General features: G+C 39.3%; 20 protein-coding genes and 1 riboswitch. Of the genes, 15 read left to right on the top strand and 5 right to left on the bottom strand.

Annotation, left to right across the window (positions count from 1 at the left end):
- The 13 genes from CEF17_RS18985 to CEF17_RS18925 all read left to right on the top strand — a co-directional run bounded on the left by CEF17_RS18985 (position 1) and on the right by CEF17_RS18925 (position 14,200).
- Positions 1-723 (top strand): acylneuraminate cytidylyltransferase family protein, encoded by a 723-nt coding sequence (locus CEF17_RS18985; RefSeq protein ID WP_100401086.1) that lies wholly within the window; start codon positions 1-3, stop codon positions 721-723.
- Positions 707-1,504 (top strand): SDR family oxidoreductase, encoded by a 798-nt coding sequence (locus CEF17_RS18980; protein ID WP_100401085.1) that lies wholly within the window; start codon positions 707-709, stop codon positions 1,502-1,504. Before CEF17_RS18985 ends, CEF17_RS18980 begins: the two co-directional genes overlap by 17 nt.
- Positions 1,498-2,439: a Gfo/Idh/MocA family oxidoreductase gene (locus CEF17_RS18975; protein ID WP_100401084.1), complete on the top strand. Its 942-nt coding sequence runs from the start codon at positions 1,498-1,500 to the stop codon at positions 2,437-2,439. The genes CEF17_RS18980 and CEF17_RS18975 overlap by 7 nt, the downstream gene beginning before the upstream one ends.
- Entirely contained in the window at positions 2,423-3,247 is an 825-nt protein-coding gene (locus CEF17_RS18970) for an SDR family oxidoreductase (RefSeq protein ID WP_054637518.1), read from the top strand. The genes CEF17_RS18975 and CEF17_RS18970 overlap by 17 nt, the downstream gene beginning before the upstream one ends.
- Positions 3,248-3,284: 37 nt before the next feature.
- On the top strand, positions 3,285-4,277 hold the full coding sequence (locus CEF17_RS18965; protein ID WP_100401083.1) for a Gfo/Idh/MocA family oxidoreductase: 993 nt from the start codon (positions 3,285-3,287) through the stop codon (positions 4,275-4,277).
- Positions 4,262-5,233, top strand: a complete 972-nt coding sequence (locus tag CEF17_RS18960; RefSeq protein ID WP_100401082.1) for a Gfo/Idh/MocA family oxidoreductase — start codon at positions 4,262-4,264, stop codon at positions 5,231-5,233. Before CEF17_RS18965 ends, CEF17_RS18960 begins: the two co-directional genes overlap by 16 nt.
- Positions 5,233-6,705 (top strand): UDP-N-acetylglucosamine 2-epimerase, encoded by a 1,473-nt coding sequence (locus tag CEF17_RS18955; protein ID WP_100401081.1) that lies wholly within the window; start codon positions 5,233-5,235, stop codon positions 6,703-6,705. Before CEF17_RS18960 ends, CEF17_RS18955 begins: the two co-directional genes overlap by 1 nt.
- 15 nt (positions 6,706-6,720) lie before the next feature.
- Complete coding sequence (locus CEF17_RS18950; RefSeq protein ID WP_100401080.1) at positions 6,721-8,199, top strand: glycosyltransferase family protein; 1,479 nt, start codon at positions 6,721-6,723, stop codon at positions 8,197-8,199.
- Positions 8,200-8,204: 5 nt separating this feature from the next.
- Positions 8,205-8,888 (top strand): acylneuraminate cytidylyltransferase family protein, encoded by a 684-nt coding sequence (locus tag CEF17_RS18945; protein ID WP_100401079.1) that lies wholly within the window; start codon positions 8,205-8,207, stop codon positions 8,886-8,888.
- A gap of 32 nt (positions 8,889-8,920) precedes the next feature.
- The gene (locus CEF17_RS18940; protein WP_100401078.1) at positions 8,921-9,547 is read left to right on the top strand and encodes an acetyltransferase; all 627 of its coding nucleotides are present in this window, start codon (positions 8,921-8,923) and stop codon (positions 9,545-9,547) included.
- A 187-nt stretch (positions 9,548-9,734) separates the two neighbouring features.
- Positions 9,735-10,847, top strand: a complete 1,113-nt coding sequence (locus CEF17_RS18935) for a YheC/YheD family protein (protein ID WP_100401077.1) — start codon at positions 9,735-9,737, stop codon at positions 10,845-10,847.
- 216 nt (positions 10,848-11,063) lie between these two features.
- Positions 11,064-12,389, top strand: a complete 1,326-nt coding sequence (locus CEF17_RS18930; RefSeq protein WP_100401076.1) for a S8 family peptidase — start codon at positions 11,064-11,066, stop codon at positions 12,387-12,389.
- A gap of 485 nt (positions 12,390-12,874) precedes the next feature.
- A complete protein-coding gene (locus tag CEF17_RS18925) occupies positions 12,875-14,200 on the top strand; it encodes a YheC/YheD family endospore coat-associated protein (RefSeq protein ID WP_100401075.1) in 1,326 nt (441 codons plus the stop codon).
- Between the two features lie 630 nt (positions 14,201-14,830).
- Here the strand turns inward: CEF17_RS18925 and CEF17_RS18920 are convergent.
- The 4 genes from CEF17_RS18920 to CEF17_RS18905 all read right to left on the bottom strand — a co-directional run bounded on the left by CEF17_RS18920 (position 14,831) and on the right by CEF17_RS18905 (position 19,183).
- Complete coding sequence (locus CEF17_RS18920; protein WP_054637532.1) at positions 14,831-15,037, bottom strand: hypothetical protein; 207 nt, start codon at positions 15,035-15,037, stop codon at positions 14,831-14,833.
- 511 nt (positions 15,038-15,548) lie between these two features.
- Positions 15,549-15,953, bottom strand: coding sequence for an ectoine synthase (locus CEF17_RS18915; protein WP_054637533.1), 405 nt, complete (start codon positions 15,951-15,953; stop codon positions 15,549-15,551).
- Positions 15,954-16,146: 193 nt separating this feature from the next.
- A complete protein-coding gene (locus tag CEF17_RS18910) occupies positions 16,147-18,282 on the bottom strand; it encodes a catalase (RefSeq protein WP_100401074.1) in 2,136 nt (711 codons plus the stop codon).
- Between the two features lie 346 nt (positions 18,283-18,628).
- Entirely contained in the window at positions 18,629-19,183 is a 555-nt protein-coding gene (locus tag CEF17_RS18905) for an HPP family protein (protein WP_054637534.1), read from the bottom strand.
- Between the two features lie 1,423 nt (positions 19,184-20,606).
- Between CEF17_RS18905 and ltrA the strand changes: the two genes are divergently transcribed.
- Both ltrA and CEF17_RS18895 read left to right on the top strand, forming a co-directional pair.
- A complete protein-coding gene (gene ltrA / locus CEF17_RS18900; RefSeq protein WP_100401073.1) occupies positions 20,607-22,382 on the top strand; it encodes a group II intron reverse transcriptase/maturase in 1,776 nt (591 codons plus the stop codon).
- 221 nt (positions 22,383-22,603) lie between these two features.
- Positions 22,604-22,801: a cold-shock protein gene (locus tag CEF17_RS18895; RefSeq protein WP_054637535.1), complete on the top strand. Its 198-nt coding sequence runs from the start codon at positions 22,604-22,606 to the stop codon at positions 22,799-22,801.
- Positions 22,802-24,288: 1,487 nt separating this feature from the next.
- Here the strand turns inward: CEF17_RS18895 and cobT are convergent.
- Positions 24,289-25,341 (bottom strand): nicotinate-nucleotide--dimethylbenzimidazole phosphoribosyltransferase, encoded by a 1,053-nt coding sequence (gene cobT / locus CEF17_RS18890; protein ID WP_100401072.1) that lies wholly within the window; start codon positions 25,339-25,341, stop codon positions 24,289-24,291.
- A 78-nt stretch (positions 25,342-25,419) separates the two neighbouring features.
- Positions 25,420-25,588: riboswitch (cobalamin riboswitch) on the bottom strand.
- Between the last annotated feature and the right edge of the window lie 412 nt (positions 25,589-26,000).

The raw sequence follows: 26,000 nt of genomic DNA, 5'->3' as shown, positions 1-26,000 counted from the left end.
ATGAAAACAAATAAACGAGTCATTGCCCTGATTCCTGCACGGGGTGGAAGTAAAGGGATCCCTTATAAAAACATTAAACTTTTTTATGGAAAACCTCTTTTAGCTTGGGCAATTATAGCAGCGAAACAAGTGAAAGAAATTCAGCGAGTGATGGTTTCCACTGACGACAGGAAAATTGCTGAAGTCGCGAGACATTACGGGGCTGAAGTCCTGGAAAGACCAAACCATTTGGCTGAAGATGATTCTTTACCCCTTGATGTAGTGAAAAATGTCATCACCACCTTAAGAACGCAGGGGGAACATGCCAGGTTTATGGTCTACCTAGAGCCAACGAGCCCACTAAGAAACCCCGTAGACATCAAGCGGTGCCTAAATCTCTTATTAGACGAAGGCGCGCCTTTTCATTCAGTAAGTACCTTTACAGAAGCCGAGCTTAACCCTCACCGCGCTTGGAAAATAAAAAATACTACTCCAACGGTCTTTCTTCCAGAAGCCAATCCTTGGCTTCCACGTCAAAAACAACCGAAAGCATACCAACTGAACGGGGCCATCTATAGTTTTCATATGGATCACTTGTTGAAAAACTCTTCCACCCTGCTTCCTCTTCCTACGGCCGCCGTTTTGATGCCAAAAGAACGATCTGTAGATATTGATGACGAAGTGGACTTTTTACTGGCTGAATTACTTATGAAGAGGAGAATGGAGCATGAAAACTCTGAATGAACTGTTTTCACTAAAAGGTAAAACAGCTCTTGTGACGGGTGGAGCAGGATATTTGGGAAGTGAAATATGTTACGCGCTGGGAGAGCTTGGGGCTGACATTATTATTGCTAGTCGAAATGTAAAACAATGCAAAGAAAAAAGCGTGGAGCTCTCCAATTTTTTTAACAATCAGGTAAAGGTGACACCGATGCAATTAGACGTGATGGATAAAGCGTCTATTGCTCAATGTTTTAAGGATATCAATCAAACGTTCGGCGGCCTCGATATTCTAGTGAATAATGCTTGGTCCGGAAACAAAAATTCCTTAGAATCCATTTCCTATGATGACTGGGAATATGATATCAACATGAGTCTCAACTCTGTTTTTTACTGTGTGAAAGAAAGTTTACCTGGATTAAAGAAAAACCAAGGTGTGATATTGAATGTGGCCTCTATGTATGGGCATGTAGCGCCTGATTACCGTATATACGATGGTTTAAAACATACCAACCCTCCTAGTTACGGAGCAGCCAAAGCCGGGGTTATCCAATTTACTAAATACTTAGCAAGTTTTCTTTCGCCATATAAGATACGAGTTAATTCTCTAAGCCCGGGTGCCTTTCCTCATGGAAATACTACGCAAGACACCGCCTTTGTAAAAGAGCTATCTTCCAAAAACCCAATGAACAGAATAGGAGAAGCCCACGAAATTAAAGGTGCAGTCGCCTTACTTTGCTCCAATGCGTCAAGTTATATGACCGGGCAAAATATTTGTGTCGATGGTGGGTGGGCCATATGGTAATGAAAATCGGGGTCGTGGGAGTGAATGAGGGAAACGGTCATCCTTTTTCTTTTAGTTCCATCATAAATGGCTACGAAAGCAGATATCTTTTACAAGCCGGATGGGACCTCATAGAAGATTATTTAAGAATTAGAGACCCATCGGAGTTTGGTTTTGAAAACATAAAGGTAACTCATGCTTGGTCACAGGATTTTAGATTTACCAAGCTATTATGCCAGGCTTGTAAGATTCCGCACCCCGTTCAACATTTAAATGAAATGAGCAAGGCAGTGGATGCAGTCATTATTGCCAGGGATGATTATAAACATCATATGGAGTTAGCTATGCCTTTTTTGAAAAAAGGCCTTCCCGTATTTGTAGATAAACCTCTTTCGTTAATCCCTACCGAGCTCCAACTGCTTAAACCATATCTTCTCACAGGTCAATTAATGTCCTGTTCAGCTATGCGTTATGCGAAAGAACTTGATGAGGTGCGAAACAATATCCATGCGTACGGGGAACTTCCTGTCATTCGAGGGATTGGTCCTAATTTGTGGGAAACGTACGGTATTCATTTACTAGAAGCTATTGTGTCGACCACTGATATAGAAGCAACATCTGTCCTATCCCTTAATGCTGCCCATTCTTCCATAGTGATTCAAACAGAAACAGAAGGGGTGGTACACATCGACACGGTGGAAAGCGTCAAAGGAGCAAAAGGGTATTCCCTTCCTTTCCAAGTTGACTTTTGGGGTACGAAAATGCATACCTCTGTAAATATTAAAGACAATTTTTCGATGTTTCGAAGAATGATTTGGCATTTCTTTCACTCCATTTCAACAGGGAAACCAGCAATCAATTCCAAGGAAACCTTACACATCCTGAAAATGTTAATTGCCGGCCGCATTTCGAAGCTACAAAACAGAAAGGTTTATATTCATGAAATTAACATATAAGAATCTTTTTTCCTTACACAACAAGACGGCGATCGTTACGGGTGGGCTAGGTATTTTAGGAAGACATTTTTGTGCAGGGTTGGCTGAATGCGGTGCAAACGTCGTAGTGGTGGATCTTGATGAACCACAAGCAAAAAGCTTCGCCAACGCATTAGCGAAGGATTACCATGTTCATTGTATCGGGATTGGCTGTGATGTATCCTCTCCAGAACAAGTAAAAGATATGGTGAAACAAACGAAACGTACATTTAAAACCATTGATATTTTGCTCAATAACGCAGCAAGTAAAACAAAAGATGTTACTCATTACTTTGCCCCCTTTGAAGAATATTCCTTAGCGGATTGGCGTAAGGTGATGTCTGTGAACATCGATGGAATGTTTCTGGTTGCTCAACAGGTTGGAATCGAAATGGTGAAACAAAATCAAGGGGGGTCCATCATTCAAACCTCCTCGATTTATGGAATTGTAGCCCCAGACGGGCGTATTTATGAAGGTTCATATTATTTAGGAACTTCTATCAATACTCCAGCTGTATACTCTGCCTCAAAGGCTGCGGTATGGGGACTAACCAAGTACTTAGCAACTTATTGGGCGGAGAAGGGAATAAGAGTCAATATGCTCACCCCGGGTGGAATTGAAAGTGGGCAAAACGAAACATTTAAACAAAAATATGCTCACCGAACACCTTTAGCCAGAATGGGAGTTCCTGAAGAAGTGGTGGGAGCGGTTATTTACCTCTCCTCTTCTGCCTCTAGTTATGTTACTGGACAAAATATTATTGTGGATGGTGGTTTAACTACTTGGTAACCGTGGTGTGATTTTTTGAGAAAGGGTTTGAGGCCGGATGACCAACACAAGAATTGCCGTGATAGGGATGGGCCAGATTGGTAGACGACACCTCCAAGCTCTCACTCGGATTGACCGGCCAATCCATATTCAAGTGGTGGATCCAAGTCCTTCTGCATTACAACAAGCCAGAAAGGCTTATCATGACATGAAACCCCCTCGGTATCCACAGCATGTCGAGTATTTTTCAAGGTTAGATTCCCTTTCACCACACTTACATTTGGCCATCATTGCTACTACCGCAGAAGTGAGAAAAGCGACTGTGGAGCAGTTACTCCGCCTAAAAAATGTTCACCGTCTTATCCTTGAAAAGGTGGTTTTCCAATACCCAGATGATTTTGTAAATATAAACAAGGTTCTTCAAGAAAAAAACGTGAAAACATGGGTGAACTGTCCGCTGAGAATCTACCCCTTTTTTCAGGAACTAAAAAAAAATATAAAATGCCAAACAAAGGAACCAGCTCCTATTAATTATTTTTTAAGTGGATGCCAATTTAATTTGGCCTCCAACACCATTCACCATTTAGATCTTTTTTCTTATTTGACGGAGACAACGCAGGTCACGTTGGATGAATCGTTACTTTCCAAACAGGTTCTTCCCAACAAACGCAAAGGGTTCATGGAGTTTACTGGAACGTTACAAGGATCAACCAATGCGGGAGACCGTATCACACTTACATCATACCCCTCAGGAGCCTCGCCCTTGTTACTACATGTTAATAACAATCATGTTCGGTGTATCGCAAAGTTTAATGAAAATAAAGCGTGGGTATCCTACTCACCTACGTGGTCTTGGAAAGAGGTGGACTTTCACGTCCCTTATCAAAGTAATTTAACCCATCTGGTTGCACAGCAAATATTAGATGAGGATTACTGCAAACTTCCTACTTATTCAACATCCTGGCAATTACATCTCCCCCTACTGCATTCTCTCACACGTCATCTCCATTCAACCGGAAATTGGAGTGAGAAAAGATGTCCCATAACTTAAACCCGATCCTATTGGTTGGCGCAGGGAGAATGGCAATAGAGTATGCGAAAGTACTCCAGAAACAAAAGGTTCCCTTTATTTGTGTCGGACGTAGAGCCTCTACCGCTGATACGTTTGAAAAGCAAACGGGCGTTTCCCCGAAAACCGGGGGCCTTACTCGTTTTTTAAATGAGAAAAATTGGCCTCCCTCCCGTGCGATTGTATGTGTAAACGTTGAGGAACTCTGTACATCTACGCTTGCCCTTTTGAATTACGGGTGCACAAACATACTTGTCGAAAAGCCCGGCGGGTTACACCTAGAAGAGATTGAGAAGGTTGCTTGTGAGGCACAATTGAAAAAAGCAAATGTTTACGTAGCCTATAATCGGCGATTTTATGCGTCAACTAAAAAAGCTAAATCGCTCATTGAAGAAGATGGCGGTGTCGAGTCCTTTCATTTCGAATTTACAGAGTTATCATCGCGTATTTCCACGTCACCGCTTTCACCTAAAGTGAAAGAGAATTGGTTATTAGCCAATTCTACTCATGTAATTGATCTGGCCTTCCATCTAGGGGGAGAACCCAAGAAGATGATAAGTTTTTCACACGGAGGAACGACATGGCACCCGGTGGCTTCCGTGTTCACTGGGGCAGGCCTGTCAGAGAAAAATGCCCTATTTTCCTATCACGCAAATTGGAATACTGCGGGGAGATGGGGAATCGAGGTAATGACAAAGAAAAGACATCTCGTTTTTCGTCCTTTAGAACAGTTGCATGAATTAAAACCTGAAACGTTCTCTTTGAAAAAAATACCCCTCCAAGATCAGTGGGATCAAGATTATAAACCTGGTTTATTTTCGTTAGTGGAGGCGTATCTTTCTTCTCCTAAAAATAAAGCGTTAGTTTCAATCGAAGACCAATATAGAAAAACCCTTTCTTGGTATGAGCAAATTAAATACACAAAGGGGACTATATAATGTATGGCGAAGAGAAATTAAATAATCACTATATAATACGATATGGATTAACCAAAGAGTTTTTTGAGGGATTTGCCGGGCTAAAACATTTAGATATTGAAATACCTTTATGCTTAATTCGCCATTTTCATATATGGATCCAGCCTTTTGTTGATTTAAATTTATCAAACAAGGCCTATGTCCAAACACTACAGAGAAAACATCATCTCTACTCTGCTGAAGATATTCAACATCGCCTTCAAGGCAAGAAACCAACCAGCCAACAAAAGAAAAAAAAGGGATCAAAAAAAGTCATTGTGATGCCGGCTCGCTTTGTTGATTTAGCCCTTCAACGTTTTTATAAGGATAACGTTTTATTGATTATCACTACCGCACAAGAAGGAGCGACCATTAAAGAAAAGAAGCTCCCAAACCATTTTGATACCTTTTACGTAAGTAAAGCTTTAGCCAAAGTGCAACTATCTGGACCATGCAGAAAACTTTTAACCGATAAATTAGATCGTGCTCTCAATAAACACAGGTATCACCCCGTTTTCGGAAAAGATGATTTCGGAAAATGGCTTCGTGGATATACATTTCGAATGGCCAAAATGCTGGAAGCCTTTGATGTCTTGTTTCAAGAGTACGAGGTGGGCGTAGTACTTGATCATTTAGAAATTACCGTTCCCGCAAATATTACTTCCTTGCTTTCTCTAAAATACGATGCCCCATTTATCATTCTTCCTCAATTACTTCTTAGTGACAGATCCATATTACCCACTAGAGCTGCTTACCATTTTGTGTGGGGAGTTAATTATAAGGAATGGCTTCAAAAAAGAGGAGTAGAATCCTCGAAAATTAAAATCGTGGGAAATCTAAGATTTGAACAATACCAAACATCGCCAAGTATGACTAAAGCTGAATTTAGATCTCGACTAAACATCCCACGTTCAAATTTAATAATTACGTTTACCTCTCAGCCATTACCAGAGGAAGTAAACCATACCATACTAAAATGGATTCACGCTGCCGCAAAGAATTTACCTGTCACCTTTCTCATAAAACCGCATCCCTCGGATAAAGTTGACTACAGTGCTTATATTCAAATACCCAAAAAGATTATTCTTCCTGCTTCTTGTGATCTTTATAATATCTTAGCCAATACAGATATTGTTACGACAGTATCTTCTAATACTGCTATTGAAGCAGCAATCATGCAGAAAGGCATACTGATCTTACAGCCTACCATTCCGTACCATTACGAGTATCATAATAATGATTTCAATTCCCACCTAGTAAAAGCATCTGCGGGAGCTCCCATTTATAACGAGCAGCAGCTTATTCAAGAAATTCGAGAGCTACTCAATAACAAGAGAAGGAGCAAAGACCTTTATATGCAAGGGCAAGCATTTTTAGAAAATACCATATCTTCTTCTTCATACCCTTCCCCTTCCACACGAATTAGTCAGCTCGTGCATACTTTAATAAAATAAATGGGAGAGACGTCTATGTATGGAGAAGAAAAATTAAATAATCATTATATTTTGAGATATACGTTAACCAAAGAATTTTTTGAGACTTTTCATTCACTAAAATATCATGGAATAGAACTGACACTCCCCATAGTAAGGCAATTTCATATTTATATTAAACGGTTTGTGAACGCGAACCGTTCAAATCAACAATATGTCAAGCGGCTCCAAAAGAAACATAAACTATACACCATGAAAGATGCCCAGCGTGCGTTAGCCCGTATTCCAAGACGTGTGAAAAACCTCTCCAATCAAACACAGCGTAAGACAATTTTACTACCGGGACGTTTTGTTTCCTTTGCCCTTAAACAATTTCCAAGCGCCAACATTGTTTTTTTAGTCTCAACCAAAGAAGACGAAAAAGCTTTACAAAGTGTAGTAATCCCATCAAATATGAAAGTGTTTAACTATCATGCTTCTCTTAATAAAAAGGCTATCCCTAAAAGCGTAACCCAGTCAATTGTGAGAAAAGCAAATCGATTGTTAAACAAACAAAAGAGACACAGAGTGTTTGGGAAAAAAACGTTTCGTAATTGGTTTCGGAAATTAATAAAAAAATCAATCAAGATCATCGCTACTTTAGAAGAGTTACTCTTAAACAATCCTATAAAAATCATCGTTGATCATGTAGAAATTATTAATCCCGGGACCACTCTTTCCTTACTTGCTCGTAGGTTTAATTTACCTTTTGTAAATATGCCCCAAGTATTGATTGGAGACCGGTCCCTCATTCCTACCAGAGCAACTTATTATTTTGTTTGGGGAAAATTATATAAAGAGTGGTTAATCAAAAGGGGGATCCATCCCTCCAGGATCAAGGAAACAGGAAATATAAATTTTGAATATCAAAAGAATAATCAAACTATGGCAAAGCAAAGAGTGTGTCAGTTGATGCGAATTCCATCAAACCATCTAATTATCACCTACACTACACAGCCATTTAGCAAAAGTGTTAATCAACAAATTACGAATTGGTTCACAAGAGCCGTACATTCCTCCCTACCTTTGACTATTGTTATTCGTCCTCATCCCTATGATAAGTTAGATTATTCTCGACTATTTCAAGGGAAACCCAATATCGTGGTAGCTCCAAAAACATTGAAGCTTTATGATCTACTGTATAACTCAGATATAGTAGCGACCATTTCTTCAAATACGGGCGTAGAAGGAGCACTGTTAGGCAAAGCACTTTTTATTTTACAACCAAAGATTCCTTATCATTATGAACATCATAATAATAATTTTAATGCGCACCTTGCAAACGCAAAGGCTGGGCCAGCCATATATAACCAAAGACAGTTAGCATCCTATTTGTCAAAGGTCATAGCCTCTCCTACTTATAGAGATGTACTCAGAAGACAAAGTCAACGGTTTATAACACAAACGTTAAACCCAACCAGTACTCCGTCTGTTCACATCCGACAGTTAATGACCATATTAGTAAGGAAAAGGTGATTGTTGTGAGTGAAGTACTAGCGGTGATTCCAGCAAGGGGAGGGTCCAAAAGACTGCCAGGGAAAAACATCAAACTTTTACATGGGGTTCCCCTTATAGAATATACAATAAAAGCGGCAAACCGTTCTTCTTATGTTGATCGATGTATTGTCTCTACCGATGATCAAAACATAGCAACTATTTCCAAAAAAGCAGGAGCCGAAGTTCCTTTTTTACGACCAGCTAAGCTTGCCATGGACCATTCCCCGGTTATGGATACTTGTTTACATGCTTTACGTTATCTACAACAAACAGAGAAATATGAACCTGATGTTTTTCTATTATTACAACCCACTTCCCCCCTACGTAACGAAAAACATATTGATGAGGCCATTGACTTGCTCCATAAGCAAAATGCAGATTCCATCGTTAGTGTTTATAAACTCAACTCTTCCATTAATCCTTTTTATAAACTTAATTCAAATGGCACCCTCTCCCCCATTTTTCCTGAAAGGAGAATGCAGCGTTCTTCTACAGACAAAAATGTTTATTGTCTCAACGGAGCGATCTATGCATCTAAAACAGCATTTTTAAAAGAAAGAAAATCTTTTTTGGGTGAGAGGTCATACCCTTATGTCATGTCAGATAAGAGTTCAATAGACATTGACACGAGCCTGGACTTCCAGTTTGCCTCCTTCCTACTCAACTAAGGAAGGATACAGAGAATTAGGAGGGGACTGTCATGGGAACGATTGGGATCATTGGGACGGGAGGCCATGCGAAGGTCATTACAAATATATTAGAAAAAAACTCTTCCCTACTCTTTTTTTCTGCCTCCAACGCACCTTTTTTAGGGAAGTATAGTGTGAATAAAGACTCAGTGGACAATTTATTACTTTGGAAATCAGAAGTAGAAGGATGGCACGTGGCTATTGGGGACACAACCATTCGTAAAGAAAAAATCATCTTCCTGCTAAACTACAACTTCCCTTTAATCTCAGCTATTCATCGTCAGAGTATAATTTCTAAGTGTGCAAAGATAGGAAAAGGAACTTCCATCATGGCGGGGGCTGTTGTAAACCCTCAAACGACTATTGGCGAAAGTTGCATTATAAATACATCAGCTAGTGTAGATCATGATTGTAAAATTGAAGATTATGTAAACATAGGACCTGGGAGCCGCTTAACCGGGAATGTCCTTATTGGAACGTTAACAGACATTGGTGCCGGGGTGACCGTTATTCCCAATGTGAAAATCGGGAAAAACTGCAAAATTGGTGCAGGAGCCGTTGTTATTTCCGATATTCCAGATAATAGTGTGGCCGTGGGGATCCCAGCAAAAGTGATTAAAACGAATGCTCCTCTTTAATAAGATAACCTGTCAAAAAACATTTTCCCCATTTTTAACAGACAACGGGCCTTATGAACCTCCATGAGAGATTTTTTTGACGGTCAATTACACTAAAAATGTACGAATGAGGTAGTTTTGTACCCCTCACTCCTTTATTTCCCTTCATATAATATATAAGGCATTTTTAGATAAAGGAGTGAACTTGATGCTGCCAACCAAAACGAAAGTTGGAGTATTGTTAGGCGCACAGACAATCAGAAACCTTCACAATAAAAAGCAGATAAAGTTTAATATTAAAGAATTGTTAGAAGCTAATAAGTCCGTTGGCACGGAGCTTTTTTTCTTTTCTAAATCAGATGTTCATATAAATAGAAAGTACATTCTAGCCACGTATTATGACGATGTAAACCAAAACTTCAAGAAAAGAGTAACCTCCTACCCTCACGTCCTATATAGCCGTACTCGTGCTATTGATCACAAGAGCCATAGAAATTTCAGAAAACATCTCAAACATAGTGGTGTTCTTTTTTTAAATTCCAAAAGTGCTTTTGATAAATGGCTTGTTCATCTTAAATTAGTAGAAGAAAAAAAATTCGCTGTTCATCTCCCATTAACGAAACTTTATCATCCAAAAGCATTGCAACAGATGTTTAAACAAACCGATACCATTTATATTAAATCAAGAACTGGACGAAAAGGTTTTAATATTATTCAAGTAAGAAAGGTTGGAAGAAAAACCTACGAATATAAGTACTTTTTAAAGAAATTAGTGCATAGAAGAGTTACATCAATAAGCACGTTGACTAGAGTCATACGAAAAGCTTTAAAAGGAAAAAAAGCAATCATGCAAGCAGAAATTAAAACCATAAAACTAAATGGAAAAATAATTGATATGCGAGCCGAGGTCCAACGCAACAAGAAAAATGAATTAAACATTACTGATTTGTTTGTTAAATTGGGAGCACCTAACGCCCACATTACTAACTTACTTTCAGGAGCAACGTTTCATCGATTTGAACCTTTTTTTTCATCTCATTTGAAGTATTCAGAAGAACAGATTAAGACGTTAAAAGGTAGAATCGTGAATTTCGTGAAGGAAGCCTGCTTAAGATTAGAAAGTATCTATGGAAATCTTGGAGAGACTGCAATTGATTTTGCTTTAGATAACGGAGGCAAACTATGGTTTATAGAATGTAATGCAACGTCTACAAAGTTAGCCTATCTAGTAGGAGGCTCTCCCCCACAAGTACGGAAACAGGCTTTTATCAACCCTTTAGAATATAGTAGATATCTTCATCATGGTTCGTCTGGGAGATGAGGCATCCTGACCAAACAATTGCAGGTGCCCTCCCACCCCTGTTAAAATCACTCCTTAATTAATAAGTATTTGTGAAGGTGCGATAAAGATAACCGAGGTACCTTATCCATAGAGCCTAGAAGAAAAACTCTTTACTTGTTGGACAAGTGCCGGTACACTCTTCTTTTCTTTTTCATATTTTATGAAAAAACCATGAAAAAGAAAGGAACATTTTTTATGTCTAACGATAACATGGTCAATTCCTTCCGCTCTTATTCGCATAAACTAGACCCCTCCTTAAGAGAGAATCTCCTATTTTCTTACCAACCTTTAAACAGGACACCTCGTTTTTTGCGTGTCTTTTATGAAAGGTTTATCAGCAAGACTAAAAAGTTGTCTGTCATCGTTGAATTTGACAAAGAGCAGTGTACGAAAGGTCTGCTTGAAGTAGAAGAGATTATACAACACCATAAAAACTGTAAGATGAACCATCACTTCACTAGAATTTCTTGCTGCAGTGCGAATATTACACCTGCAGCATTGCAAGACATGCTTTCTAGGTGCTCTTCTATTAAGAAAGTACATTTAAACCGAGAAATCAAAGCCTTACTCAATACCGCTATTCCTGCTGCGAAGGCAAAAAGCGTGAAGAGAGACAATACTGTATTAACGGGGAAAGGAATCACTACGGCAATCATTGATACAGGGGTGTATCCTCATGAAGATTTAACTGGAAGGATTATAGATTTTGCGGACTTTATTAACGAAAGGACCGAACCCTATGATGATAACGGGCACGGTACTCATTGTGCGGGTGCTGTAGCGGGAAATGGTCTAGCTTCTAACGAGAAGTATAAGGGGCCTGCACCTGAGTCAAACATTATCGGTGTGAAAGTTTTAGATAAAATGGGTGCTGGCTCATTAGAAACCGTCATGCTTGGAGTAGAATGGTGCATTGAATATAATGAAAAACACCCAAACAATAAAATTGACATTATAAATCTGTCCTTAGGAAGTCCCGCCCAAAGGTTTGATAATGAAGAAGAAGATCCCCTGGTACGAATCGTAAATGAAGCATGGGATCAAGGAATCGTCGTTTGTGCAGCCGCAGGAAATGATGGTCCTAAGGAAAAAACCATATCAAGCCCAGGTGTGAGTGAAAAGGTGATCACAGTTGGCGCTCTTGATGATAAAGATACTGCATCAAGAAAAGATAATGAAGTGGCGGATTTTTCTAGCCGCGGACCAACGCCTTATGGAAAGGCAAAACCGGACATTTTAGCTCCCGGTGTCGATATTATCTCCTTACGTTCCCCACTCTCTTATATCGACCGATTACAGAAACATGATAGAGTCGAAAACGATTATTTCACCATGTCAGGCACTTCAATGGCTACTCCTATTTGCGCTGGAGTGGTTGCCTTGCTCCTTCAGCATAATCCCGAACTCACGCCACAACAAGTAAAAAAAATGATACTAGAGGGAGCAGATATGTGGAGAGATAAGGACCCAAACGTGTATGGTTCTGGATATATAAATGCAGAGAACTCTATATCACAGTAACTTAAATGAGTTTTGGAGGTTCTCTTAAAGCTTCTTGGTGAGCGTTTGTATTTTAAGGAAGCGGAACCTTACGCCTTTCGATAAAAATAAACACTACTAATGAAACCCATGAGGCTACTTAACTGCATACTTTTTCTTACTGCTAGTCTCTACCTAATTATGATCATCCCCCACTTCCCTTTATCTCGTTACAGATTTTAACAAGCAAAAAGAATAACGCACAATAAAGGTCCAGTATTAGCCACTTCGATATACTATAAAATGATGGCCCACCTCCTACGAAATATAGGTGACTATCAAACCGTCACCCCTTATTTGGAAAAACACACATTTTTACAGGACTCACGTTACCCGTGTTATTCGATACCTTTTCATCCTAGCACTCATTTATCAATTTATGACCTTGTCCTCCTAACAAAGAGTATACATCGTCTATACCTATTTTCCGCAGTACTCATACATTAATAAAAAAGGGTGGAGCAAAAGTGAAGATAAAGTGGTTACGTACGATTCCATCTGCAGAGATCTATTTGCCAATACGTTTGAAAAAGGAATTTAGATCACAAGCAGGCAGGATCACCTTTCACTTTGGATCCTGGAAAAAGAAAATGACGGTCCAGTTTAAGAAAGACCTGCCAGTCAATATGATTGGTCTTTCAAAGAGCTTTAGAAACGTTCTTTTTATCCCCGAAAACCTTTCCTTTGAGTATAGAATTAAAAGAAATTCATTTTATCTAGGCCCAATGATACTGTGGGTCGCAGCAAACGACAATGAACGTTTAGAAAAGCGTCTGAAAAACTTACAGAAAAGGATTGACAGCTTTGTTCCCGTCAGAGGTATGATCTGTGTCTGTTCGGAAGAAGGCATTAATACCAGAAAGAAAGAAATTGAAGGCTATTATTTTCAACCAAATGTAAAAATTGGAGAACAGAAATGGAAAAAGGCCGTTTTCTATGCCCCCGGGGCGGTCTTTAAACGAGTTCCTCTTGAAGAAGAAACTAATAAATTTCTATATAAATGGACAAAGGGACGTATCTTTAATTCGTACTTTTTTAACAAGTGGGAGATGTGGGAATGGCTATCCCCTGATCTTACATTACGAAAACACCTTCCGTATACAAACAAAGTAACATCTATTAAAGAAGTTAAAAAAATGCTAAACTCTTATTCCTCCTTGTATGTTAAACCTATCAAAGGTTCTGAGGGCAGGCGCATTCTGCACATCGAGAAAGACGGGACTACAATTAAGATAACAAACGACACAAAAGGAAAATCAACCGTTAAACGACTAGACGATTACTCTCTTTTAAAAAGAAGGATCAAAAGCAATAGACCATATCTTGTTCAGCAAGGAGTTGCAACGAAACACGAGTCAAGAAATATAGATTTTCGCATATATATGCAAAAAAACGAAAAAAAGAAATGGGTCTCTTCGGGGATTACTGCTAGAGTCTCCAAACCCGAAAGTATTATAACAAACTTGCGCCAATTGGATTATTGGATCACCGGGCCAGAGGCCTTATCCCAAATTTTTAAGTTGGATGAAAAAAGCTTAAAACGGCAAGAAGAAAAAATAGTTAGTATTTGTACTCGTGCTTGCAAAAAACTTGATAAAAAAGGTACCTTTGGAGACATTGCTATTGATTTTGTGGTAGACAAGAATCTCCATGTCTGGATTCTTGAAATGAATCTAAGACATGTTTATCCAGTGGAAGACCCTAATTTAGCTCCTGAGGTGAAACGGACCCCCTTTTTGTATGCAATGTCCCTGGCCGGTTTCCCTTTAAAGGAGAAAAAAAGAATATTCTAGACTTTCCTATTCGAAACTTCCTTCATTGGAAAGAAAGTGAACATAGCATTCAGCGGTGCCATGTTCACTTTTCAATTTAGCGTCTTTCCCCTACATATCCATTACAAAAATAATTCACCAAAAGGAATACGGATTGTTTCGTTATATCCTCCCCTGTCAGCCTCTACAAACTTCCACTCTAAACAGCAATTATGTACGTTATAGGTACTAAGTGTGATAATCGTCATGACATAAAAAAAGCAGGTGTGACCCTTATGCCTTGACTTCATCGTTTTTAGGAGACGGTTAGACGATAAAGCAAAGCATAAGCACCTGCTCAGAAAATATATATGCACCTAAAATTAGGCTATGCGCGAAAAAACACACCACTTTTCAATAAAAGTGGTGTGAAAAGAACTGGTTAGAAAGGTTGTGATACAATTTTATTATATTAAGAACTACAAGATATGTTTGGACTTCTGCCCACCTTATAAAAATTGGATCCTGTGTTTTCGCTCTTCGTTTCCTTTCTCCTCTAACGTTGACATCGCTTGATTTTTTCCCTTCTTTTGCCTATAAATCACAATTTTAGTCAGAGGACTCCCATTCATGCTGTGGTCTTTAGCGCAATCAAAATAGAAGCCCTCCATGTTATTTTGAGTACTCCGTAGAACCTGTAAAATCCCAAGTAAGAATTACATAGTGGCCACATAAACGAATGGCAGCATAGTTGGGGCAATATAGAGACGGATACTGGATACTTCCTGATATAATCATTCCTAATTGCAAGAGAGCAAAGCCAATGAAAATAATACCCCTTATATAGGCATGGAAAGATACATCGCTGTTACCCTTCATTTCCCTCAACTCCCACTCTCTAGTTCTGTATGTAAATAAATAGAAATAGGGTACATTGGAAAACAATTTTTACTAATTACCAATCATTTAATATATATTGCTATAGAAAAAAGTAGACCAACTTCTTGTGAGTTCGTCTACTTGGCCATAACAATCTCTTTTAATATTTTTAACCTGCCCTTTCACGCCCGCAGCTACTATCTACTCAGAGATTATAAACAGGATAATCGAAGGAGTCCTACAAATCCAGTATCTTTGCATCATATCTTTTATGGTAGGGGGGTGACTCAGAAAAACAGTGACGGTATCGAAAAAGCATTATTATTATGTCTTGGATTTACTACAAACGCTTGGAAGGAAATTACTCGGAGCAATTTGAAGAATAAAAAAACTTTATCAACCGCTCAATTTTCACTCTAGAATATTAATGCTTTATACGGGCAACACTGTTAGAATTTCACCCAAAAAAGCTTCCGCACTTAAAAGTGCGGAAGCTTTTTTATGAAACACATTAGTCTGCATAATCTACTGTATCAATGTCAGCTGGATATACTCCATTTTCATCATGTACTTCTCTGCCACTGATCGGCGGGTTAAACACGCAAACCATTCTCATGTCTTGCTCCGCACGAAGGAGATGCTCGTCATGCTTATCAAGTACATATACTGTGCCTGCTTCTATTGGCCAAATCTTACTATCTGCTAAGGTCTCTACTTCACCTTTTCCTTCAATACAATAAACAGTTTCAAGGTGGTTTTTATAGTGGATATGAGTTTCTGTACCTGCACGAATAATTGTATCGTGCACAGAGTATCCCATATTGTCCTTCTTTAAGACAAGACGGCGGCTGACCCAATTTCCATTATCAACCTCTTGTTCCGTACCAATGATATCTTCAAGTTTCACAACTTTCATAGTAGTTACCCTCCATTTCTGTTAGTGTATTTTCAGATGGAAAATGTATCCCAATTGGTTATCGGTCTCCAGTAATTTGGGCCCCCATAGATTATATCTTTAGATTCGAGAACGTGAGCTACTGATTTTTTAATGAGGGAAAGTCCTAACTCGACTTCCTTGTCATCGATGATAATAGGAGGGAACAGCTAAATTATCCACTCATCTTTCCGTCCTGATTTTGACGCATCCAATGCCGGTGTTGGGCAACGGCGTTAATAAATGCCTGATTGAAGGAATTTAAATCCTGTGCATTACGTATGGTGACAATCCCATAATCCGCAAATACCTCTCCATTTGACTCTACTCCTGCCATTGTGATTTGCTGGATATCGGTAGCAAGCAAAAGGTCCACTCCTTCATTTGTAGCCCCTATGGCTTTCGCATGAACAAAAGCCTCACTAATAAAATCTTTGGCGTCCTTATGCATGCGTAAACTATCGACTGATTGTTTCCCGCCGGGAACAAAGAGGGCGTCATACATTACAGCGCCACTGTTTGCGTAGCTTTTATTCGCCTCTATCTGCTGCCCCTCCATACTTGATATCATCCCTAGCTGTTTGCTAATCACATCGATGTGGACACCTGCCGCTGCTAAAGCGGTTGTCGCTTGAGTGACGTCATGGTAACTAAAACCCTGATCGATTAGGAAACCGACTTTCCTGGTTCGAGCACTTCTAATCGTATTTTCCTGACTGACTGCTGGAGAAAGGTCTGTAACTCCAGTCCCCCCGGGATTTGAAGGAGGATTGACACCAATGCCTTGAGCAATTTGGACGGCGAGCTGTCCATCTACATTGTTAAACATGTCTACGACTCTCTGCTTAAGCTGCTTATCTTTCACACTGCCTACTTCAAAATGGAACGCCTTAATAATATGCTGCTTTTCAGCGGGCGACATGCTGTTCCAAAACAGTGTTGCTTGCCGGTAATGATCATGAAAGCTCTCACTTCGTTTTCGAATTTTTTGTCCTTCCACTTTTTCAGCGTAATGAGTAAACCCATGTTCCTGGTCTGACGCCGGATGAGGAGAATTTGCTCGTAATGAATTAGGTGAATAGCTCACGGCTCCTTTATCAATAGCTCTTCGGTGAAATCCGTCACGTTGATTATTATTCACAGGGGCGATAGGACGATTAATTGGGATCTCGTGAAAATTTGGACCGCTTAAGCGCAAAAGTTGCGTATCAGTATAAGAGAATAACCTTCCTTGGAGAAGAGGATCGTTACTAAAGTCTATACCTGGAACCACATGGCCAGCATGGAACGCCGCCTGTTCGGTTTCAGCAAAGAAATTATCTTGGTTACGATCTAGCGTCATCTTTCCAATTCTTTTTACAGGGATTGTTTCCTCCGGCCAGATTTTTGTTGGATCCAAGATATCAAAGTCGAAGGCAAATTCCTGTTCTTCTTCAATCATTTGCACCCCAAGTTCAAACTCTGGATATTCCTCCATTTGAATCGCATCCCAAAGGTCGCGTCGGTGAAAATCAGGGTCTTTTCCCGCTAGTTTTTGGGCTTCATCCCAGGTAAGTGAGTGAACCCCTAGTAAAGGTTTCCAATGAAATTTGACAAATCGGGCTTTCCCTTGCTCGTTTACAAAGCGAAACGTGTTAACGCCAAAACCTTCCATCATACGAAAACTTCGTGGAATTGCACGATCTGAAAGGAGCCACATCATCATATGGGCAGTCTCCGTGTTATTGACCACAAAATCCCATAACGTATCATGCGCTGCAGAGGCTTGTGGTATCTCATTATGAGGTTCGGGTTTTAAAGCATGGACGATATCAGGAAATTTAATCGCGTCTTGTATGAAAAAGATAGGAATATTATTCGCAACCAAATCGTAATTTCCATCTTCCGTATAAAACTTAGTCGCAAATCCCCTCACGTCCCGGACTGTGTCTGCAGATCCACGGGACCCTACCACGGTGGAAAAGCGAACAAACACGGGTGTCTTTGCGGAGGGATCTTGTAGAAAACTAGCTTTCGTGTATTCCGCCATTGGTTCATAAACTTGAAAATATCCATGAGCCCCGAAACCTCGCGCATGGACCACTCGCTCAGGGATCCGTTCGTGATCAAAGTGAGTCATTTTTTCACGAAAATGAAAATCTTCCATTAACGTAGGTCCCCGCTCACCTGCTTTCAGCGAGTCATCTGTGTTGGTCACAGGCACCCCTTGATTCGTGGTAAGCTTCGTATTTTCGTGGTCAACTCGGTAGTTATCTAACTGCTGATTCTTTTTATTTCCAGCATCTGAATTGTTGGATTGGTGTTGATCCATGAATAGTCTCCTTTCGGTAGCATGATAAAATCCCCTCTCGTCCCACCACTAAGGCAAACTGCTTTAGAAAGGGATTAGAGAATTCTTCCACTTTTTGTATTTTCTTCTACCGAAAGATTTTTATACGGATAACAAGAAAAAGGAGGAGATATTCTCAGTACATTTCCTCCTCCCCTCCAACTGGTCTTCTTTCTCCCATTTTACAACCAGGAAGCGTCAGGTTTACCGTCCTGGTTAAAGAGACAACTAATCCGCCGACATGCGGAAGGCATGAATCAAACCTTTCCTACTCATATAATTTCTGTGCCTTTTAAGGTTGAAGGGGATTTTTCACATTCCGTTTCTATCACATCCACTGTTTCGGATAGTTCCTGTCTTTAAATAGGTTATTATAGAGAACCGAAATAGCTATAACGACCAGAGAACTTATAATGACAGTGAGAAGGAAAATCCATCCTGACTGAGAGTTAATAGCCACAATCGCACTTGCAGCAGCGGGTGGGTGCATAACATTCAAAAGGATCATGAGGATGAGCACAACCGCTAGCGTCAGGCCAATGGTCAAGTGACTCTTTCCTAACATATCCCAAATGGCTAAAGCAGCAAGCGTTGAGACGAAATGTCCTCCTAAAATGTGCCGTGGTTGTGAAAACGGGCCATGATGAGCGGCAAACACTAACAAACAGCTTGCTCCAATGGGCCCAAGGACCATGGGATACCCTAATGCCACAGCAATCACACTCACTATGCTTATCGTAATCAACCCACCGATAGCTGATATGATATTATCTGAAAGGTTGATACGAGTTACGTTTCCTTGTTCGCCTTTCATCTTAGAAATATATGTAATAAACATTTCATAAAGGAGACTGAGTTTACTAGATTCTCTCTCAAATCGCATTTTTTATACCCCTATCCTTACCTATTTCAAGATGTTTGTAAGAAATTCTTCCATAAAACTTATTGTAAATAATTTTTAGAAGATTTTAAAGTTTTGTGACACTTTGATTAAATTCTCCCAGCCGGAAAGCTTTAGACACCATTGAAGCAAATAAGCTCATTGCGTTATACTAACTAAACACACATCTTATGACCAAGTTAAAGGGGCAAACTATAGATCGTAAACACCGTGGCGTGTATGCTTCTGGTTTTACCACCAAAGATCAAAGAGAAAAAACTCGGAGTTTGATGAGAGACTTTATTCAAAAATGAAAGAAGACAATAAGTAACGAAGAAGCTCACAGAAATGTGGGCTTTTTTCTGTTGCTAAAAGTAAATATTTAAATTAAGAGGTAGGATTCTATCCTTCTATGTCATGCCGCCTTTTGGAATATTAACTGTGTTTACTTCTCTTCTTTTGCCTAGTGAATAAAAGCCTCTAATAATTTCACCTAAAATAGTAAAATACTAGAAACTTATTAGCTTTAAAACATACCTCCTGATTAGGGGAAAATCTAAGAAAAATCTATGGACCAATAAACAACTGAAAAACGAGCAGCGAGTGAGTTCCTACACTACAGTTATATAACTGTGTGACACGTTCTTAACTGAAAAGGTTAAGCTCTGGCTAAAAGGTCAGAGAACTACTATTTCGAGAAGTCAAATGACGGGGTAACGCCCTGAAGGGCTTCCTCTGATCCTCCGACATGCGAAAGGCAGTTGATAAGAACTGTAATCGTATGAAGCTCGGTGAAGACGGCTGAAAATTACCGTAAGGTACTCGGGTACCCCGAAAGTCGCCCAGAGGTGGGCGATGTAATCCATAGGCCGGGAGTCTATAAAACACTCAAGGGTAGAATCGGTTCTTAAAACCAACGGGAGGCTGAACCTGACGAACCTCCGAATGTACGGGTCTAGAACGCATAACATCCAGAAATGGGTGTGTCACGGGCGTGGCGCTGATGTGGGTGAGTAAGAATAGTTGTTATGAAAACCCATAGGTCGTTACAGGCGGCCTCAAGTCAGCAGGCTTAAAGGAGGGCTCTAAAAGTGCTATGTATAGATAGAAGTAGTGGAACGTGGAAAGCCGCCAACATGGAGAACTTATCTTTTATGAAATGTTTGAAGGGAAAGTGATCGTGAGATTAGCGTTCGTATAACCTTCATTTATGGCGGGGAGAGTGGTGGCATCGTACTAATGAAACGATGGAAACATCGTGGAGGGATAGCCACTAGTCTGATAAAAGATTGACCAACCGTTTTCTTAGCAAGTAAGTCGCTCAGTTACAATATAAGGTTCTTGTGAGACTAAAAAAGGTTAACTCCGAAAGGGGCACCGACTTATAAAAATAACTGCGAAACTTAGACACGCTGAGTACTATAATATGCAGACTACACTGGATCATTTATATCAGCAGAGTCAAAACGGAGATAATTTTTATAAGCTAATCGAGCTTATGAAGATGGATGAAAATATTAGATTGGCCTACAGAAATATTAAAAAGAATATGGGTAGCACCACAGCTGGCACAGATGGTAAAACAGTCAACGACATAAAAATGCTTCCAATAGAAGAAGTGATAGAGAAGGTTAAGTCAATGTTTGCTTGGTATCAACCACAAGCTGTTAGGCGTGTATTTATACCAAAACCAAATGGTGATCAAAGACCTCTTGGAATACCAACAATTTGGGATAGGTTATTTCAACAATGTATTTTACAAATACTTGAACCTATTTGTGAAGCTAAGTTTCACCCCCATAGTTATGGTTTTCGTCCCAATCGAAGTACGCATCACGCCTTAGCGCGAATGAAGTCATTGGTTAATAGCCAAGGAAAAGGATTTCATTATTGTGTGGACATGGACATTAAGGGTTTCTTTGATAATGTCCATCATGGCAAACTTCTGAAACAAATATGGAGTTTGGGAATTCGAGACAAAAAGCTAATTTCTATCATTTCAAGATTGATAAAAGCAGAAATCGTTAATGAGGGATTTTCTCAAAAAGGAACTCCGCAAGGAGGAATACTAAGCCCTCTTCTCTCCAATATAGTTCTAAATGAATTGGATTGGTGGATTAGTGACCAATGGGAAACTATTGAGACTGCACACCCATATAAAAGCAGAAATGATAAATACAAAGCGTTGAAGAAAAGCAGGCTCAAGGAATGTTTTCTCATTAGATACGCTGACGATTTTAAAATCTTATGTCGTAATTATTCAACAGCACTTAAAGTGTTCGAGGCGACAAAAAAGTTTCTTAGGATACGTCTTCATCTTGATATAAGCACAAAAAAATCCAAAGTGATTAACCTAAGAAAGAAATCTAGCGATTTCTTAGGGTTTACCATTAAAGCACGGAAAAAAAGGAATCGTCATGTCGCCCACAGTAGAATGTGCCGAAAAGCTAGAAATAATGCCTATAACAAATTAAAGAAAGCCATCAAAGACATACGAAAGAAGCAGACACCAGAATCAGTATGGCACTATAATACGGTAGTTATGGGTATCCAAAATTATTATTCAGCTGCTACCCATATTATTAAAGACTTAGACCATATGAGTAACCATCTCATAAGAACCCTCTATAATCGACTGAGACAAGATTGGACCAAAGCCACCAAACACGACATGTCAACTACCTTGAAAAAGAGATATAGAAACTATAATCCAAAACTCTATAAAATTCAGGGCATCGTATTAATTCCTATTCATGCATCTAAACACAAACCAGCAAGAAACTTCACCCAGTCAATCTCTAATTATACAGTAGAAGGCAGGGGAAAAATTCACGATACTCTGAAGGCTATAGATAAGGAAACACTTAGACATGTGCAAAGGTATTACATGAATCATCGAACAATTGAGTACAATGATAATCGTATTTCAAAGTTTATTGCTCAGTTTGGGAAGTGTGCCATCACTAAACAAGAATTAAGTCTAACTGGCTGGCACTGCCACCACAAAATTCCGTTGGAATTTGGAGGACAAGATAACTTTGACAACTTGATAATTGTACTAAAGGACATTCATTTGGCTGTTCATCATGGTGATTCAGTAAAGGCAAAATCCATCTTGAAAAGCTACGAAATAGCTGAAGAGAAAAAAGGGTTATTCGATAAATTGAGAACACTAGCTCAACGATCCCCTATATTCTCTTAACATAAATTATGGTCAATTGAGTCAGATAGAACGCCGTATGAAGGGAAACTTTCACGTACGGTGTGAAGTGGGGGAAAAGATGGCGATAATCTCAAAGTCTTACCTATCACTATTTGGCTTTTAGGTAATAATGATATTTAGTTTGAGCAAAAAAAGTTGTACTACGTGTGAAAATTTAAGAAAAATTATTGTGCATGTAAAGCACTCAGGAGGATTTGTACATGGAACAAGGGAAAGTTAAATGGTTTAACGCCGAAAAGGGTTTTGGTTTTATTGAACGTGAAGGTGGTGAAGATGTATTCGTACACTTCTCTGCTATACAAGGGGATGGGTTTAAAACACTTGATGAGGGACAAAATGTTTCTTTTGACGTTGTTGAAGGTCAACGAGGACCACAAGCGGGTAATGTTCAAAAATAAAAATGAGAAAAGCGCTGCATTAATAATAGCAGCGCTTTTCTCATTTTTTATTGTATAAGTAGTTTAAATCAAACGTTTGTTTAAGTATAGAAAATTTTGTTCCTTGTCCATATCTAATCTTTTATAACTGTTTTTTTGTAAGCCTCCACTATAGCTGGCTTAATCATTCAAATACCAGGGCAGCGAATTCAAATGCATTGGAACTTTGTTTTTTAAAGCCTGCCACTCATTGCGAACATTATAAAGTGACCTTTCGCTAAACCTTCTTATTTTTCCTCTTTAAGGGGCTTTTTCCCAGCTTGCCATAGCAATACTGTTTAATGCTTCCGCAAAGATATATATTATTGTCTTTTAATCCTTATTAAAAAAGCCTCTATCTTGAATCGTTTGCTAAGTGATGAGTAATTTCACTTTTGTTATCTGCTTGTTATTATTCCAAAATTCTTTCTCATTACTATTCCTTCTATCTTAATGGCTTCTTCTAAAAGTAAGTCATCGTCATCCTTGTCCTCTAATTGGTTCTCGATTGAATCTTATAGGTCCACTCCAATTAGTTAAATATTCAATAAATTCTGTTATGATGTAATTGGACGTTAAGGACCTCCCTCATGGTTTCTTTCTGCTCCACAGAAAGGCTGGCCTTTTGGGTAAGCCTTTCCTTAATTTTTTGGTTTTTGGAAGGAATAGGAAAAAAGCCGCTTTACGCGGCCCACTGTTTCCCTAATACTTTTCGAGCAGAACTCTGCCAGAGACAGGGTAGAAGTAAGTTTGAAGCCGTCTAATCTCTTTTCTCTTTAGAATTCTGTGATTCGTTTTTGGTTTCAGTATTTGTTCCTTTTCTTGGTTGAGAAGGTTCTTTTTTACATATTTTTTTAATACTCTTTAGCATATTATCCCTCCCATTTTTTTACTTACTAATATTTTACCAAAACATGGGAGATGGGTATAGATAGAAGGTTCTATTTGTAGTAAATCAACACCTTCTTCCTAAATGTCATGTAAGTACTACCCTCAACTCTAAATATTAGTGCCCACTCAAAGCTAAGTAGGCATTCTATGTATATAGAATACTATTAATTAGCGAACAAGACTCTCCTGGCGATCACTTCACTTAGCACCAGCATCTAAAAAGTGTGAGAATCATTATTCTTTTCTGGGATCAATCTAATTCACAGTCCTTCATAATTATTCATACTGAGTCCTTTTTTCTAGGTTAATGCTACTCCGCCCCTTCGGAAGTCACCTGAAATATTTTAGGGTAAAATCTAGCAGTTAAGCACTTTATTTATGAGTATTAGTTGAAAAAATTAGGTCGTTATCTATTTTGCAAGCAAAGGGATTAGTGGAGACAATTATACTTTGATCTATGCTCATAACCACGTTATATAAGCGAGATGCCTTTTTTGGCGGGCTTACAGAATAAATGTTCTCTAGCGGGAATAGATACGGACACAGACGTTTATTTTGTAAGTTTAAATTAAAATAACTCAGCTAATTCCAGAGACCTTTGCTTCTTCAAACGTAGCCATTTTATGGACTATATGGACGGCTGACCTAACAATTGGCAGGGAAAGCGCAGCCCCACTCCCTTCTCCAAGGCGGAGGTGCAAATCAATGAGCGGTTGCAGCCCTAAAAGTTGATTCACAACAGCATGGCCCGGTTCCATAGATTGATGGGAAGCCATAAGGTAATGCTCACATAAAGGAGCGATACGAACGGCTGTAAGAGCAGCTACAGCTGTAATAAAACCATCTAGTAATACTGGAATGCGTGCTGCCGCGGCACCTAAAACAACTCCTGCAAGCCCTGCTATTTCTAATCCACCGACTTTTGCCAACACATCAATTGGATCATTAGGATTCGGTTGATTAACGTTAATGGCGCGCTTAATTACTTGAATTTTGCTTTTTTTCCCCTCATTATTTAAACCCGTACCTACTCCAACTACTGTCTCAACAGATGTTTGGCCTAGTGCTGACAGCATGGCACTGCTTGCTGTAGTATTTCCAATTCCCATCTCTCCAAGGGCAAGCAGCTTAGCACCTTTTTGTATGGCCTCCTGTGCTACCTCGATCCCTGATTCTAGTGCTACGATTGCTTCTTCCTTCGTCAAAGCTGGTCCTACCATCATATTGTTTGTTCCAAAACAAACTTTTTTGTTGATTAAACCTGGGAGATCCAAGTTTTCCTTCACACCAATATCTACTACTTCTACAGTAGCCTTCGCCACTTGTGCCAACACATTGATTGCTGCGCCCTCGTTCATAAAATTATGTACCATTTGCTTAGTAACTTCTGAAGGAAAGGCTGACACGCCTTCCTTCGTTACCCCATGGTCTGCTGCCATTACAATTACCGTTGCTGGGTCAACCTCAGGTTGAGTACTTCTCTTTATACCTGCTAATTTAATTGCTAGTTGTTCTAACGAACCTAAACTTCCTATCGGTTTAGTCAGTGAGTTTATATGCTGTTCCATTTGTTTTTCTGCTTTCGTATCCACTCCATCAATTAACCTAATTGTTTCTTTTAATTTATTCATAACATTCCCTCCATCGTGATACTTCCCGACCACAAAAAACCTCAGCTTTAATAAGCTGAGGTTTTGCCATTCCCTCAAAATACATATTCTCTTTAGGCAGGTCTCCTGGCTCCGAATCATCACAGACTGCGCCTTCCCAGTTCCCCAGTGGCATTGCAGCTGCTCATCGAATACAGTGGCGGGCTCCGCGTCGTTTTAAAACTTCCCTATTCTCCCCTAGTAGGGCACCTAAAGAAAACGATTAAATTTACACTATAAGTAAACCATAAGAGATATAGCATGGCAATGCTTATAACTAAATAATTTCTTTTTGCTAGCTAACATCTAGGTGATGCATTAGTGTATTTAAAATACACAATTTCTCTCATTATACATTATAGCGTAGTTTATCCTCCTTCTACATTGCTCGTCTGTCGGGTTATAAAGGTGGCATACTTATACGAAAGTTGTGAACAGATCCATTCATCCTTCTTTCACTACTTTCTATAGGTTGGAGGCTTACTATGAGTATTCCTTCTAAAAGGAATATCCTCACCTGGAGAGGTAAAAACTAATAATAAAAACTTTGTTGAACTCCGTATTGCTGTTTGAAGTTTGAATAAACCGGGCGGCGACGGGGAACGATAGAGAAATTTATATATAATTTACTAAAACCTGAC

The organism is Bacillus sp. FJAT-44742 (assembly GCF_002797315.1).
Classification (GTDB): Bacteria; Bacillota; Bacilli; order Bacillales; family Marinococcaceae; genus Thalassorhabdus; species Thalassorhabdus alkalitolerans.
Note: the sequence above shows the minus strand (reverse complement) of the source record. Positions and strands in the feature narration are given on the sequence as shown.